The organism is Alkaliphilus oremlandii OhILAs, assembly GCF_000018325.1.
In the GTDB taxonomy this organism is placed as follows: Bacteria; Bacillota; Clostridia; order Peptostreptococcales; family Natronincolaceae; genus Alkaliphilus_B; species Alkaliphilus_B oremlandii.
In genome coordinates, this window is the sequence record NC_009922.1 from 2,197,314 (window position 1) to 2,213,720 (window position 16,407).

The 16,407-nt window shown below is 37.0% G+C and carries 15 protein-coding genes; 2 read left to right on the top strand and 13 right to left on the bottom strand.

What is annotated here, in order from left to right:
• Positions 1-152 precede the first annotated feature (152 nt).
• The 4 genes from CLOS_RS10770 to murI form a co-directional block, all read right to left on the bottom strand.
• Entirely contained in the window at positions 153-1,712 is a 1,560-nt protein-coding gene (locus CLOS_RS10770; protein ID WP_012159910.1) for a putative polysaccharide biosynthesis protein, read from the bottom strand.
• 75 nt (positions 1,713-1,787) lie between these two features.
• On the bottom strand, positions 1,788-3,713 hold the full coding sequence (locus CLOS_RS10775; protein WP_012159911.1) for an ABC-F family ATP-binding cassette domain-containing protein: 1,926 nt from the start codon (positions 3,711-3,713) through the stop codon (positions 1,788-1,790).
• 28 nt (positions 3,714-3,741) lie between these two features.
• Positions 3,742-4,137: a DUF6762 family protein gene (locus CLOS_RS15315; RefSeq protein WP_012159912.1), complete on the bottom strand. Its 396-nt coding sequence runs from the start codon at positions 4,135-4,137 to the stop codon at positions 3,742-3,744.
• Between the two features lie 11 nt (positions 4,138-4,148).
• Positions 4,149-4,973, bottom strand: a complete 825-nt coding sequence (gene murI, locus CLOS_RS10785; RefSeq protein WP_012159913.1) for a glutamate racemase — start codon at positions 4,971-4,973, stop codon at positions 4,149-4,151.
• Between the two features lie 283 nt (positions 4,974-5,256).
• On the opposite strand from murI, the gene CLOS_RS10790 reads away from it, so the two are divergent.
• The gene (locus CLOS_RS10790; protein ID WP_012159914.1) at positions 5,257-5,835 is read left to right on the top strand and encodes a hypothetical protein; all 579 of its coding nucleotides are present in this window, start codon (positions 5,257-5,259) and stop codon (positions 5,833-5,835) included.
• Positions 5,836-5,877: 42 nt separating this feature from the next.
• On the opposite strand, the gene CLOS_RS10795 is transcribed toward CLOS_RS10790, so the two are convergent.
• From CLOS_RS10795 to CLOS_RS10835, 9 genes are all read right to left on the bottom strand, one after another.
• A complete protein-coding gene (locus CLOS_RS10795; RefSeq protein WP_012159915.1) occupies positions 5,878-6,240 on the bottom strand; it encodes a hypothetical protein in 363 nt (120 codons plus the stop codon).
• 141 nt (positions 6,241-6,381) lie between these two features.
• Positions 6,382-7,731: a germination protein YpeB gene (gene ypeB / locus CLOS_RS10800; protein ID WP_012159916.1), complete on the bottom strand. Its 1,350-nt coding sequence runs from the start codon at positions 7,729-7,731 to the stop codon at positions 6,382-6,384.
• A 49-nt stretch (positions 7,732-7,780) separates the two neighbouring features.
• Complete coding sequence (sleB, locus tag CLOS_RS10805) at positions 7,781-8,467, bottom strand: spore cortex-lytic enzyme (RefSeq protein WP_012159917.1); 687 nt, start codon at positions 8,465-8,467, stop codon at positions 7,781-7,783.
• Between the two features lie 149 nt (positions 8,468-8,616).
• Positions 8,617-9,951: a magnesium transporter gene (mgtE, locus tag CLOS_RS10810; RefSeq protein ID WP_012159918.1), complete on the bottom strand. Its 1,335-nt coding sequence runs from the start codon at positions 9,949-9,951 to the stop codon at positions 8,617-8,619.
• Between the two features lie 171 nt (positions 9,952-10,122).
• Positions 10,123-11,229 carry a rod shape-determining protein RodA gene (rodA, locus tag CLOS_RS10815; RefSeq protein ID WP_012159919.1) on the bottom strand — a complete coding sequence of 369 codons (1,107 nt, stop codon included), beginning with the start codon at positions 11,227-11,229 and terminating at the stop codon, positions 10,123-10,125.
• A gap of 239 nt (positions 11,230-11,468) precedes the next feature.
• Positions 11,469-13,226: a methyl-accepting chemotaxis protein gene (locus tag CLOS_RS10820; RefSeq protein WP_049753833.1), complete on the bottom strand. Its 1,758-nt coding sequence runs from the start codon at positions 13,224-13,226 to the stop codon at positions 11,469-11,471.
• A 237-nt stretch (positions 13,227-13,463) separates the two neighbouring features.
• A complete protein-coding gene (locus CLOS_RS10825; RefSeq protein WP_012159921.1) occupies positions 13,464-13,676 on the bottom strand; it encodes an alpha/beta-type small acid-soluble spore protein in 213 nt (70 codons plus the stop codon).
• A gap of 174 nt (positions 13,677-13,850) precedes the next feature.
• Positions 13,851-15,011, bottom strand: coding sequence for an MFS transporter (locus CLOS_RS10830; RefSeq protein ID WP_012159922.1), 1,161 nt, complete (start codon positions 15,009-15,011; stop codon positions 13,851-13,853).
• A gap of 118 nt (positions 15,012-15,129) precedes the next feature.
• The gene (locus CLOS_RS10835) at positions 15,130-15,348 is read right to left on the bottom strand and encodes a hypothetical protein (protein ID WP_012159923.1); all 219 of its coding nucleotides are present in this window, start codon (positions 15,346-15,348) and stop codon (positions 15,130-15,132) included.
• Between the two features lie 270 nt (positions 15,349-15,618).
• Here CLOS_RS10835 and CLOS_RS10840 point away from each other — a divergent pair, with 270 nt between their 5' ends.
• Positions 15,619-16,266 carry a hypothetical protein gene (locus CLOS_RS10840; protein ID WP_012159924.1) on the top strand — a complete coding sequence of 216 codons (648 nt, stop codon included), beginning with the start codon at positions 15,619-15,621 and terminating at the stop codon, positions 16,264-16,266.
• Positions 16,267-16,407: the final 141 nt, after the last annotated feature.

The window sequence follows — 16,407 nt, forward strand, 5'->3', positions numbered from 1 at the left end:
TTGCAATATTACTTTAGTCTTAAATTAGTCCTATTTCAAAGCTCATCTTTTTAATTCGACTTCAAACTTTAATATCCATTCCATTTAAATTTTTCTATAACAAGAAACGACAAACCACAAAAGTGATTTGCCGCATAATTTTCTTTAAATATTTATCTTTTTCCAATGATGGACTCTTTTAGATCAACTGCCTTTGAAATATAAATCGTAAGAAAATACACTATCATGGCGGCTGCAACGGATATTAGAGTGGCTATATTTTCACTCTGCAATCTGGTTTGCATCCACGGATGGATATAATAAATAGCCAGCGTCATAAAAATTGTGGCCATGATCGGTTTTAAAATACTATTTTTTATTTCAATTTTAAATCCAATTGTTTTCTTTACTTCAATATAGTTCAGCACCATCACTACACAGTATCCCGCAATGGACCCCATAACGGCACCTAAGATATTCAACGAACTCATCAGTAAATAATAGCTGACAACCACTTTTATGATGGCACCGATCAGAAGACTTCTTAAAGGGATATAGACCCTGTTCATGCCTTGGAGAATACTTCCTAGGATCTGCCCTATGGAAATAAAAATAACATTGAAGGATAATATCCTTAAAATATGGCCTCCTGCTTCTCCCTGCCCCCATAAGAGCCCTATAATTTGTGGTGCTAATAGGTAGAGTCCAGCTGCTGCAGGTAGAGCGATGATAATGGTGGTCTTCATTGCCGATTTAATCTTATGCTTTAGTTCATAACTATTATTTTTACTGTAGGACTCTGCAATGGCTGGGATGATACTGGCAGCCATTGCAATACTGAAGGTAAGTGGCACATTGACTAGGGTAACAGCCTTCCCCGTCAACTGTCCATAGAGTACGGTAATCTCTGCTGAAGAATACCCCCCCTGAATTAATCGGGACGGTACCATAACAGCATCGATTAGGGTCATGATAGAGCTTAATACACCGCCGATAGAAATGGGTATAGCAAACCATATGATCTCCCTTACCACCTCCCAAGATGACATTTTCTGTTGAATATCTTTATTGGTGGGCTTAAAGTAAATTCTTCTAGGACCCTGATTGAATAGAAAATAATAGATTACTAAAACGACAACCCCCAGTATCGCTCCCGCCGAAGCACCGAAGGAAGCTGCACCTGCTGCATATCCAATTCCCATAGAAATTGTATAATAGGATAGTCCAACGCCGATGACCACCCTTCCCACTTGCTCCACAATCTGCGAGATTGCTGTAGGTCCCATGAACTGCATCCCCTGAAAATATCCTCTGAAAGCCGACATAATGGATACAAAAAGTGGCGCTATGGATAAGCCTAGAATGGAATAATACGCATCCTGAGGCCAGTTTAATAGCGCTATGATGTATTCTGCACCAAAGAACAGAAAGGCAGAGGAAAATAGACCAATGAGCATCAGCATTGCAAGAGAAATTTTAAATATTCGATTGGCTCCTTCTATATCTTCATAGGCTAATCTTTCTGATATCAGCTTGGATATTGCCGCTGGAAATCCAGTAATAGAAATAGAAAGCATCAGGGTATATAGCGGGTACGGTAGCCCAAATAACCCCATGCCTTCATCTCCGATTAATCTCTGTAATGGAATTTTAAAAAATACACCGAGAAATTTTGCTGCAAGCCCTGCTAAGGCAAGTATAAACGCTCCCTTAAGTAGTTTCTTATTCGACATAAATTTTCTCCTTCATCAACCAATCTTATATATAAAGTATATTCATCTATGATGAAGGATTATGTTTTTAGTTGGTTACTTTTCCTCTTTGTTTTTTTCGATTTCCTCTACCAATTCTATAAGTTCCATCCATCGTTTCATTTTTAACTCTAATTTCTGTTCCAAATCACTCTGTTTGCTTAGATATTCCTGGAGCAATACAAAATCATTGGAAGCACCCTCTATTTTCGCTGCAACATCCTCTAATTCTTTCTCTATGTCTGCGATGACCGCTTCGATCTCGTCGTATTCCCTCTGGTCTTTATAGGATAGCTTCACAGGCTTCGCATTTTTATTGATGGTCTCAACCTCGGTCTCTTCTTTCACAGGGGTAGTCGGTCTCTCATTACGCTCCTCCACCTTGTTTACTTTTCTCATATTGACGTAATCAGAGTAATTGCCAGTATATTCATCGATGCTGCCTTGTCCCTCAAATATCAGTAACTGACCTACGGTTCGATCTAGAAAATATCGATCGTGGGAAACGATGATAACAGTCCCCGGAAAATGGTCCAAATAATCCTCCAGAATGGTGAGGGTTTGAATATCTAAATCGTTGGTGGGCTCGTCCAATAGTAGGACATTGGGTTCTCCAACCAATTTCTTTAATAGGTAGAGTCTCCGTCTTTCTCCACCGGATAACTTTCCGATGGGTGCCCACTGGGCATTGGATGTAAATAAAAATCTTTCCAACATTTGAGAAGCACTTATTTTACTGCCATCCTCTGTTTTTATGAATGCTCCTGCTTCTTTCACATAATCAATGACCCTCATTTCTGGGTCCATCTCTTCACTTTCCTGATCATAATAAGCCATTTTTACAGTTTGACCGATTTCTATTTCACCGCTATCTGGCAATATTTTTCCTGCGATTATATTGAGCAATGTAGATTTTCCAAGACCGTTTCTTCCAATGATGCCAATACGGTCTCCCGGTTTAAAGACATAGCTAAAATTATGAATGATATTTTTATCGCCATAGCTTTTATGAATATCCTTTAGCTCCAAAACCTTTCTACCCAATCTGCTTGCTCCAAGAGCCATATTAACCTGATCGTTGCTTGTTTTAAAGCTTTGGTTCTGTAAATCCTCAAATCTTTCAATCCGAGCTTTCTGCTTCGTCGTTCTAGCCCTAGCACCGCGTCTCATCCAAGCCAGTTCTTTTTTATATAAAGAAGCATGTTTTCTTTGGAGGGCCAAATTATTTTCTTCTCTTTCTGCTTTTTTCTCTAAAAACTGTTCATAATTTCCTTCGTAACTATATAAATTGCCCTCATCTAATTCTAAAATATTGTTCACAACGCGATTTAAAAAGTATCGATCATGGGTGATCAAAAGCAATGCACCCTTCCATTTCCCTAAGTATTCCTCCAGCCATTCAACAGTATCATTGTCGATATGGTTCGTCGGCTCATCTAAGATCAATAGATCCGAAGGCTGAATCAGTGCCCTTGCCAAAGCCACCCTTTTTCGCTGACCGCCAGATAAATGTTCAACATTCATATTAAAATCTTTAATCCCCAGCTTGATTAAGACGCCTTTCGCATTGGATTCCAATTCCCATGCCCCATTGCTATCCATTTGTTGGCTCAGCTCTGCAAGCTTTTTTTGTAGGTGCACATCCTCTGGACGATTGGCTATTTCTTTTAGTGTCATTTCATACTGATAAACCAGTTGAAGCAAAGGATTACTGCTGTTAAAGACCTGTTCCAGCACTGTGGAGCCCTTTTCAAATATTGGATTCTGGGATAAGTATTCAATGACCGCTTGCCCCGATACGACTCTTTTGCCGCTGTCCGGTTCAATGATGCCTGCAATGACCTTTAAAAGCGTGGTCTTCCCTGTTCCATTGACCCCAATCAGTCCGATTCTTTGACCCTCATGGATGCCAAATGTAATATTTTCAAAAAGTTTCTTATCTACATAGCTTTTACTAATATTTTCTACAGTTATTAAATTCATCGTTTTTCTCCCTGCAACCTCATATTCTTTATTTGGTAGTTCTAATATTTTTTAAGATTCTTTCGAGTTCACTGTTATGGATCTCTAAAATATGGTCTATCATCTCGCCCATTTCATCGGAATCCGCTATAAAGTCAAAAATAAATAGCCATGTTGGATTATAGCTATCCTCCACCTCTTCAATCGTTACGTCCATGTCATTGAAGCCTTCCCCATCGTATTGCTCATAGATCGCTTCATATTCTGAATCCTCTACTTCGCCAGCTACAGTTAAATATAGATGAACCTTCAGTCCATTCTCATCCACTGCATAGGCCTTATCTAACAGGGCTACATGATCCTCTAATACGTATGCCCCCAACAGATCTTCAAAGATTCCCGTTTCTTTGTTTTTTTCATAAAGTGATAATTTAATCGTTTCCATTTTGTTGCCCCCTAGATATATTTTATAGTGCCACACCAATTTAAATCCTTTAGTCTTTTTTCCAACAAGCTCTGACTTAAAGCAATCATACTTGCATCCTTGCTGGAATTCATTATCCTAACCGAGGTTTGGCTATAGGTACCATCCGTATTTAAAGCCTCGCTCTGCTTTAGGAGCTCCTTTACATGCCGAGCTGTTCCAAAATTGCCATCAATTACAGTGGCTTCTGGTCCTACTACCTTGGCAATCATGTCCTTAATAAATACGTAATGGGTACAGCCTAAAACTACGGTTCCTACAGTGTCTAACTGGTAGGATGCGTAAATCCTTCGAATATAAGCTTCGATCTCGGCATCGTGATCCCCTTGCTGCTCTATAATTTCCACCAACCCTGGACATGGCATCTTAACTACACGGTCTGTATCTGTCAATTTCATAATTAAATCATTGAATTTTTTTTCTCTTAGTGTAACCGGCGTTGCCATCACCACGATTTTTCCAAAATTATTTAATTCGATGGCAGGCTTTAATGCTGGCTCCATACCGATCACTGGAATATCCAATCGTTTTCTTAACTCCTCTATTACGATACTGGTGGCTGTATTACATGCAACAACCACAGCCTTAATATTAAAGTTTAACAGTTTATCAACCACATTAAAAGATAATTTTTTTACTTCTTCTTTACTTCGAACGCCATAGGGGGCATTTCCAGAATCTCCAAAGTATATGTATTGTTCATTGGGTAGCTGATGGATTAAATCTGCCAATACGCTGATACCACCTACACCTGAATCGAAAACCCCGATGGGTAAACTCGCTGAATTTTCTATCATATTCTTACCACCAATCTTTCTCTTGCTCCTATATAGAGTCCATATTACACTATATTATATTATAAAAAAAGCTTCTAAAGAAGCATTCCTTAGAAGCTTTTTTTAAAACAAAAACTGCTATCTTATTTTTATCCAATAGTATATACATCTACTGTCTTTTTTAATCTACCATTGGAAGATATTCATCTATATCCATTGGATAACATGTATTTTTATCCATCTAAAATTACCCAGTAAACCCTAATATTTTAATATGGTAGAATGGAATAAAAGGGGGTTTATTATGTCAACCTATACAATAATAATTTTAGCGCTTATAGGCTCTGCCGCTATGATCTATCTTGTATTCACACTGCTGAAGACACGATTTTTTAACAAGCATTTCGATATTTATATACAAGAATCTTATAATTTAGATGACTTATTCCCAATCAAGCTCAATGGGAAAATCATACCGAAGGCGGACTTTTTGGATGTCCCTTATGAGGAACTTCAAATTCAAGTTGATACAAAAACAATTCGTGGTACTATTTCTAATAATATCATATCCATAGAGCTGATACGCCCAATGGATCGTAAAAAAGCTGTATTTTTAATTAAAGCCTATTATACAAAAACTGTTCGACCGTATATCAAAGAAGCAGTAAAAAATAAAAAAGAATACATCGTTTTAAGAAATTTATCAAAAAAACAGCAGCCAAATTTAAAAAAAATAGCTTGTAACACTTGTAAACATAGAGTGCAATGTCAGATCACCTTTACTGAATGTCATTATGAAAGAGAGGATCGAGATAAAATTTTGGATAGAGGGATCGTAGTCAATAGTAAGAAAAATTATGAACTGGATACATGGAAAAAATGAGGGCTAGTAGCAAGAATTCCTGCTACTAGCCTTTTTAACGAATCAACCTGCATATTTTCCGCAAATAGGACAATAATTATCTTCTTTTTCTAACTGGATTCTACAGTGCTGACAATGTTTTATGTTTCTAATTCGCAATGCCATCTTTTCAGAGTCTTCGATCCCCTCTTCCAATCGATGGATTTGCTGAATCCAAGTCAGCACTTCTTCCTTTGTAACGTAGCTCCCTCTTTTTAATCTGCTATAGACATATTCGCCCATTTCTTCATAGATCTCTTGTATTCTTTCCTGCTTTTTTTGTGCATCTAAAGTTAGTTTGCCGACTTCTATAAATTCTCCCGATTTCTTACTTAGGGATTTTGCCGTTTCTGACACTATATTTGAAAGCTTTTCTAATGTGCTCATAGGCTAACCACTCCATTTCCTCTATATTATATTTTTATTCACCCCATGAAGAAATGTGCCATAAAAAAGAAGATATGATTATCCGATTCATCATACCTTCCTCTTTAAATTCTTAAATTTCTAAAAATACTTCTGAGTCTATTAAATTACAAGCGTTCCATCCTTTTGATCCACCATCAACAGCATTCTTCTCTGCTCTCCTGTTTCTGCATCGATATAAACTAAATAAGTATCCTTACCAAACTTCACTTTGAATTCATAGGTCAATATCTCTTTGCCTCCAGGGATCGGTATCATGGCTAGTCTTACCGACTGTTCTGTGACACTGCTGGACAGTCTTTCTCTAGCATCATCCTCTGATATTGCTGGTTTTTTTATCGCCCTCTCATAGTGATTGGATAAATATCCTTGAGCTTCAAGGCCGATTACATTGCCATTTCCTAAATCCACTTTTACCTTGACTAAATCGCTATAAATCAGTACATCTTCCTGCTCATAAGCAAAATTAATCACAATTTGTCCTTCATAGGCCATGGTATAGGTAGATTTCATATTGGTATAGCCGATTTTTTCTAAAAATTCCTCTGCTCTTTTGACAGCTTCTGTTCTATCGATATTGCTTTTACCCGTTTGGACAGGATTCATATACCATATAATTTTACCCGCCTTTTTACTGACCGCAGCCGTTGCTTCATAGCCCTTTTCAGTATTATCATTGTAAATGCTAACATAGTATCCCTCCAGTGGTTGGTACCTTGTTTGACCAGTTACACTGATTTTATCATTTTTATGATTTTCAAATGCTTTTGTAATAATACTCGGCACTTCTTCTTCCTTTACTTCCTTCCCTTCCAATCTAGGCTTTACATCTTTTAAGTGATCAGAAAAAGGACCGTCATATATCAGCTCCGGATATTCTAATAATCGCTCTTCAAAAGTAATTAAATTAAAATCCTTCATTTGGTTTTCAAGTTCCTTTAAGTTTCGGTTTCCTTCTCTTCTCAAATCTCCAAAATTCACACCACCGGATGCAACCTTCTGTTGAAGCTCTACCAGCTGCTCAGATAAGCTAATGGCATAATCATGGAGCTCCACCATGGTATTCAGCTCTTTTTCTTCTAATACGACACCTTCCAAGGATTTGTTCAGCATTGCTGTACTATAATCCCCCAGCTGACTTAAGAATTTTTCAATTCCTCGGATGCCGCCATGATGGAAAGGAAGCTGGGTCAGCTTTTCCTGCGCCATATACGAGTGCTGGACTGTATCGTTTAAAAATTTTACAATATCTTTATTGGACCCTGATGCCATAGCCTTTGACAGGTTTACTTGGGCATTTTCTACGTGTCCAATCAATTCATAAAATTGTCTTTGAAATTGTATATCCAAATATGTATGGTAATCATTTTTTTCATTATATTGATAGATTCCCCAGCCCAGAACTGCGACCATCGCTAAGGACAGCGCAATGGGAAGCGTATACTTTCTCATAATATCCCTCCACTATCGTAGTGTAATTCTACCTAAATTTATATATGGTTTAATCATGTGCAAATACGTGCCTTCCTATGGTAAGGGTGACTTTTCTGCTCCAAATCCACTTGCTGGTCGCTGTAGATGGATTCCAAAAATAGATTGCTCCTCCTGTAGGGTCCCATCCATTCAATACATCCCTTGCCGCATTATAGGCAGAATCATCCGGTGCTTCATTGATGGTTCCATTTTTCACAGGTTCAAAAGCGCAGGGCTGATAGACAACACCAGCCAAGGTATTTGGAAAGGAAGGATGCTTGATTCGATTTAACATTACAGCACCCACTGCTACCTGCCCTAAATAAGGCTCTCCTTTAGATTCTGCATGAATTGCTCTTGCAAGAAGGTGAATATCGTCACTTCTTGATACACCTCTACTAGCAGGTGTATTGGTTTTCGTATTATTGGAGGACATTCCGAGAGCAACTCTGGTCTGTGCCCCGATAACGCCATCTGGCGTCAATCCATTTGCTTTTTGAAATTTTATGACGGCATCATAGGTGGTTTTTCCAAAAACTCCATCCACGCCACCTTCTAGATACCCCCATTGCTTCAATCTAGACTGTGCAATCCGAACATCTTCTCCGCTAGAGCCCCACGCAAGAGTCTGGCCATAGCTTCTCTCTAAGTACAATACGCTCATAAAAGATATGCTTAATATCAGTATTAAAAATATGGCACTAAATTTCTTCATAAACTTTCCTCCCATTTTGTTGATACCATTATTTTTAACTGAACACTTAAAAATTATCCTTAAAATACATAAGGAATTATATTATAAGATCAAAAAAATCTACTTTTAAAATATTAGTTCCTTCACTAACATTTTAAAAGTAGATCATATTAAATATTCAGCAATATACGTGCCATATTAAAGTACACGATTAAGGATAGTGTATCTACGATGGTCGTAATCATAGGCCCTGCCATAATCGCTGGATCTAGCTTCATTTTTTTAGCACCAATTGGCAACAGTCCACCAATTACCTTCGCCATAATTACAGTGACCATTAAAGTGACAGAAACGGTCAATGCAACCGCAGGCTCGACACTGTCCATAACTAAAATCCGAATAAAGTTTACAACGGATAAAATAAATCCTACGATGATACTGACACGAAGCTCCTTCCAGAACACCTTCAAATAATCCTTCGTTTCAATTTCTCCCAAAGCCAATCCACGAATGATCAACGTAGAAGATTGGGAACCAGAGTTTCCTGCTGAATCCATCAGCATGGGAATATACGCCATCAGTACTACTGCCGCCTGTAGTAAAGACTCAAATCCGTTGATAATCTTGCCTGTGAAGGTTGCGGATATCATCAATATTAAAAGCCAAAGAATTCTTTGCTTTGCTAAGGTAAAAACTCCTGAATCTAAATATTCTTCATCTGTCGGTTCCATAGCAGCCATTCTTTGGAAGTCCTCGGTGTTTTCTTGTTCGATGACATCCATAATATCGTCTACCGTAATGATACCGACCAGCCTTTCTTCCTTATCAACGACTGGTAACGTGATTAAACCATACTTTTTAAATAAATTCGCAATTTCTTCTTGGTCATCCAGTGTATAGGTGGATATAAATTCCTCGTTCATGATTTCTTCGATGCGAAGATTCTCATCCGATAGTACCAGCTTTCTTAAAGAAGCGATCCCCTCCAGCTTCCTCTTATCATCTAATACGTAACAGGTATAGATGGTTTCTTTATCGACCCCTGTTTTCTTTATATGCTCCAAAGCCTCTTTAATTGTCATTTCTTTTCTTATATCCACATACTCTATGGTCATAATGCTACCAGCGGAAGTATCTGGATAGTTTAAAAATTGATTGATCAACTTTCGCTCTTCTTCCGTAGAGGATCCCAGTATTTTTTTTACCACATTTGCAGGCATTTCCTCAAGGAAGTCAATCATATCGTCAAAATACAGCTCATCAATGATTTCATTGATTTGACTTTCATGGATGGATGAAACAATATCCAATTGCTGCTGTGATGTTAAATAAGAAAACACATCGGCTGCCTTATCCTTCGGTAATAGTCGAAATACAATGATTGTATTTTTTTCATCCAGCTCATCAAAAATTTCAGCGATATCTGCTGCCATGGTATCCGCAAGTTCCGTCTTTAGGGCTACAAATTTTTTCTCGTTAATTAATTCTAATATTTTTTCATTCATGTGGCACCTCTTTCTAGAAAGAGAAGTTCCTATCAGTGATAGAAATTTCATCTTTCCTATTTAATTTTAAAAGTATTAACAAATCCTGCCTACAATCTTCAGGACTCGAATCCATTCCTACCACCACCTTTCAAATTGCAAATTAAATTTAAAGTATTTTAAAGCATTCCATTAGAAATTTATTTTATCTCTACGCATATTTACATTGAGAATGAGGCCCAGTGCCATCATATTCGTCAGCATAAAGGTTCCTCCATAACTCACAAAAGGTAGAGGCTTTCCTGTAACAGGGGCCAACCCAATGGTCATAGCAATATTTAGAAAAATATGGAATGCAATCATAAACGTAATTCCTGAAACCAAATAAGCTCCGAAATCATCTTTTGCTTCTCGTGCAATTTTAATACATTTATATAACATGATAAAGTATAACAAAATCAGAACGGTTACTCCCAGAAAGCCTAGCTCCTCAGCAACCACTGAGAAAATAAAATCCGTATGCTTTTCCGGTAAAAAACCAAATTGATTGGAGGTTCCATTGAATAGACCTTTCCCAAAAATCATACCGGCACCTACAGCAACCCTAGACTGTAACGTATGGTATCCGTCACCTAGAGGATCTTGCTCTGGATTTAAAAATATAAAGACCCGCTGCCGCTGATAGGGGTGGAGTACACCAAACCAAGCCAAGGGTGTTAAGACCACACCTGTAGCCATAGCAATGAGAATATACTTGTATTTTAAGCCTGCTACAAAAAGCATTCCAAATACAAAAGACGCAAAAATTAAGGTAGTTCCTAAATCTGGCTGCATCAGTATCAATACCATGGGGAAGCCTGCAAATAATAAAACCTTAAATATGACTTGAGGCCTGTGCAGATTATCTTTATTATCATCCAGCATTTTTGCTAAACAGATAATAATTCCTATTTTTGCAAAATCAGAGGGTTGAAAACCAAAGCTCCCAAATCGAATCCATCGCTGTGCCCCCCAATCCTCACTCCCTTTACCAAATACGAATACTGCTAGTAACATGGCATTACAAACAATATAGATGGGAACATACATCTTAGCGAATGTATTATAATCGAACAACATAATGACGACAATCGCCATGATTCCCAACACAATGGAAATCACTTGAGTTTTAATATATCGCTCGCTACCCAAGCTATAAGTAGCGCTTCCAACTACGACAACACCAATGATACAAATCAGCAGAACAACAACAATTAAGCCAAAATCCATTTTCTTTAACAAACGAGTATCTATCTTCAAAAAGCTTCCCTCCTTAAAAAAGAGAATCATTCATACCAATGATTAGAGTTATTACAGATTCTTACTTTAATAGTTTACTTTAAATACGAATATGTTTCAACCATTATATTCTCAGTTCATTGATTGCCTTCAACAACAAAATCCATACACAAAGGAAAAATTGCCCTTTTTTATGCATGGATTTTTGTATCACTAGAATTTAAATTTGATAGAAAGCTTACATTTCTTTTTATTAACCCTTATTCATACTTAAATTTTACTACACTTTCCTGCAGGCTCAGTGCCAATTCCTCCAGGCGATGGCTTGAATTTGCAATTTCCGCCATTGCTGCTGTTTGTTCCTCTACAGATGCAGAAGCTTCTTCCGTTGCTGCTGCATTTTCCTCCGATATGGCAGATAATGTCCCAATGACTTCAACAACCGTATCTTTTTTATCCATGATCTCTTTTCCAGAAGTATTAAGAAAATCAATGATATTGGTAGAACGCTCAATAGCCCTTGCAATACCAATAAACTTCTCATTGGTTTCCTGTACACTTGCACTCTGTATTTTTGTAATTTTAGCAACTTCGTCCATGGTTGCTACAGTTTGCTGAGTTCTACTGCTTAAATCACTGACAATGGCCGTAATATCCGCCGTAAATCCATTGGAATCCTCTGCTAATTTTCTAATTTCATCCGCTACAACAGCAAAGCCTCGTCCTGCCTCCCCTGCTCTTGCTGCTTCTATAGCTGCATTTAAAGCCAATAAATTCGTTTGCTCTGCAATACTTCTTATCATATTACTTGCATTTTCTATTTTCCCCGTACTTTGGTTCGTGCTATGGATGGATTCATAAATACTTCCAATCGCTCTATTATTGGCCTCCGTATTTTCTATCAGTTCCTTTAAGATTGCAAATCCTTCATCTTTCAATTGACCGATTTCCGCTGTTGAGGAATTAAGCTCCCTTAAGTATTCATCGTTACTTTCTACCAATCTTCCTAGATCATTCATATGTCTTGCTCCATTTTCTGTATCCGCAGCCTGATGGGTAGCCCCTTGAGCGATATCTTCAATCACTCTCGCCACTTCATTTGCAGATAAGAAGGATCGTTCACTGGATTGACTCAATTCCTTAGAGGATACTGTAAGATGTTCTGATGAATCGGCAATCTGCTTTACAAAGTCTCTCAAACTATGAATAATTTTTTGAAAGGAATTGGCCAATGCACCAACTTCATCGTTCCTATGGATTAAAGCTTCACTGATGTTCTCACTGACATCTAAATGCGCTAGCTTCTCTGCACGCCCTGTAATTGCCTCCAAGGCTCTACCGATTCGGTTGGAGAAATTGTACATAATGACAGTCACTAGAACGAGAAAGGCCACAACGCCGATGCTTGTATATTTCAAAACATTCATCGCGCCACTATTAAAATCCGTCCTATAGCTTCCTGCCGTTACAACCCATCCCCAATTAGGGTCCAGTTGGTTATAGACTATTTTTCTACCGATGGCTTCACTATTGGGTAGCGTCCAATCGTAATAGGTAAACCCGCCACCGCTTTTTGCTTTATGGATACTATCCTGTACCAATAAGATTTCATTCTTAGATTTGTCTTTCGTATTCCAAACATTCTGCCCTTCCAAGCTTGGGTGTGCAATCTCCTCCCCATCTTGGCTGTATACAACGAAGTATCCGTTTGGGCCTAAATCTAAAGGAGAAGTTCTAGGTCGTGTGCCTTCTGCTGTCATTTTACCCAACAATTTTTCCTTCACCATTTCTTGGGCTTGGGGAAGTGTATATACGCCTTCATCCACACCTTTCTGAGCCAATTCTATCATCTGAATTGCAGCTTCTACTGCATTGCCCAGAATGACTTCTCCCTTTTCGTTCAATTGATTTTTTGAAATGGTATATCCCAACAATCCGATAGAAATGTTTGAAATCATCAAAACAGTGATGGATATAGTTAATATTTTACTTTTAATTGTCTTTCTCTGCTTATTCAAAGGCAACTCCCTCTCTCTATTTTTTACATTGATTCTCTGCTCCCATATCAATTAAACCTTGTTCCATTCACTGGAATAGATATTGTGAATATGCCAAAACAAAAAATATTTTTCACGTTCATTAAATAACAACACCTTTATCTTAACAGCTGCAAAACGCAGTGTCAATGTAATACATTTGAACACAAAAACAAAGCGAAACCCTAAGGCTTCGCTTTGTTTTTGTGTTGTAATCTATTATTTTCCGCTTAATTGTCTTTGAGCTTGCTCAACTAATTTTTTAGTCATGTATCCACCAACATAACCATTTTGTCTAGAAGTTAAATTACCTTTATCTGTTGCTTCGTAGTTGCTTAGTCCTAGTTCACTAGCGATTTCTGCTTTCATAGAGTTAAGAGCTTGTCTAGCTTCAGGAACTACTATTCTGTTTGAACTTTTGTTATTTGTCATAATGTTATATCTCCTTTCAAATTTTACCTTTGTAATTTTTATTCGTAGCTAGATGCTACAGTTATATTATCTGTAATCTTTTTTCTTTTACACATTGTAAAATTTAGTAATACAAGTAAAATAAGGTTTGGACAAATAAAGCTATGTAAGAATAAAAGTGCACATTTTTATCAATTACTGTACTTGACTCCCAATTCGTTTTTTTAATATAAAGATTAGTATAATGGATATCAAAAGATACACCGTAACTAATCTAAATCCAAATTCTAAGCCGATGATATCATTCATTTGCCCAATAATTGCATTTCCTATCATATTTAAGCCAGAGCTTATAGTAATAACGACACCCATCACCTTACCAGCTTCTTTACCAAAGACTTTTAACAGTAATGCAAAGGTAGTGGGATAAATAATAGAAAAAAAGAATCCAGATAAAGAAATTAAAAAAATCCATTGGTTCGAGAATATGGTTCCTGCTGTGAATAACACTGCTGCCGTTATTAAAAATCCGAGAATACTTTTGAAATATCCCAATTTTTCTACAATAAAGCCTCCCACCAGCCTGCCGAATGCAAATATTCCAAAAAACAAAGAAAGATAGGTTGCGCTTTGAACAGGATCTATTTTTTTGCCATCTTGAAGATAGGTAGTGAGCCAATTGGCAACACCAAGCTCCGCTGCAACATAAAATCCAAGGATAAAAGAAAATAATAAAACCTCTGGATTGGATATAATCGCTTTAAAGGAGGACTTTTCTTCCTTATCCTTCTCTTCTATTCGAGGAAATATACTCATCAATGCAAGGGCTAAAAAGATGATAAGCACTGGAAGATTCATACTATAAATTTTTTGCCAAGACCAATGATTTTTTAAAGCAATCCCTGCATATCGAGGACCTAGAGTGGCACCGAGTCCATAGAAAAAATGCAAAAGATTCATCATCATCCCTTGATTTTTCTCAAATATAATTGGCGTAAGTGTATTAGCACTGATGCTAAAGGTACCATAACCGTAATTTAATATGGCCACAAAGAATAAAAACAAAATAAAATTTTGAGAGACAAACATGCCCACGATACCAGCTGCGATACATAGCGTTCCAATAAATATCAATTTTTTTTGACCCAAAGAATAAGACATGGATGCTCCAAAGAAATTAGAGGAAATATATCCTAAGCTGGCAATGAACAAAAATATGCCGATATCTTTATAACCGATCCCATAAAAACCTTGGATGGATGGTATGACTGCCCCTCGAATGCTCTCTAAAAACCCTAATAATGCCATAACAAAAAAAGTCAGTATGATTAGCCTATTATTCTGTGATTTTGTCATTGTAATCCTCCTGTATAGATCGATTCCTTCGTTTATTGTAAAAATCCCTACTTGAAGCTTCTTTATAAATTATAACAAAAAAATACTAGGCAATCACCTAGTATTCTTACATATTTACTTAAAATTTTAAAAAGTTTCCTCCACCAAATACTAAGATAATCACTAAGAAAATTAATAATAGATTATTATCGAATCCCCCAAAGATTGAACCGATACCGCCAATACCGCCGCCACATAGTATTAAAATTAAAATGATTATTAAAAATGTATTGTTATTTTTTCCGCAGCCACCCCCAAAGAATGAACTTAAAAAATCACTTTTATTGTTTTCAGCCATATTTACACCCCTTTATTTCTTTATATTTTCATTTATATTTCATCATATGTAAAACATGACAAAAGGTGATACTTAAATTATATTTTATTTTGAGCACTTGAGGTTTCATACAAAGTTCAGATTTGAGTTCGACATAAAGTTTGTGAACGGAAATGAACAAATTTTATTTTGTGACTTCTATCATATAATTTTGATGAGATGTGCATTAATATAGAGATAAATAAAATTTTATATGCTGATTGTTCAGCGCTATTATTAGGAGGAAAAAATATGAGTGCATTTTTAGGACCGATTCACCACTGGCTTTTCAATAAGATTACACTATTTGAAGATCTTGAAAAAGATATCAATCGCAAGGTTGTAGCAAAATATGGACAGCAAGCATCGACAATACAAAGTGAAGCAGAAAAAAAATATGGCGCTTTTATTCCAGAGCTGCCATTAGAAAACCTGATCGATACCAATAATATTCACGGGTGGCTACAAAATCGAATTTCAATCGCAGAAAAGAGACAAGCAGAAACTCTAACATCCTTCGTCAATGCTTTTGGCGGAGAGGTCATTTCTATGATAGAGGACCGTTATGTTGCACAGGGAGCTAAGGCAGGGAAAGTAGCTGGAGAAAGCAAGTCCCTGGAAGCGCCATCCATTTATCAGGAGTTGAACAACTACTTACTAGAAGGAATGCCTTGCGATAATGTGAATAGCGTTACCATTTCAGAACCTAATTTTCTTGAGTGGAATACCATTGGATGCCTACATAAGCCTTATTGGAATGAAGTAGGCGCCGATTCGAAATTAATGTATCAATTACGATTTGCTTGGATTAAAGCCTTTATTGAAAATGCCAACAGCAAATATACCTACAGAAACGAAGCAAAAAACCAAGGTTTTGTGCATCAAATTATAGAAAAATAAGTAAAAGATATAACGTATACTACCGTCTTAAACCATTTGATTTATAGATAAGAATCGTGGATAAACTGAAAGTCAAATTAGTTTATCCACGATTTTTTCATTTCATAAAAGTTCCAATGACTGATAAAAACCTCTACTTCA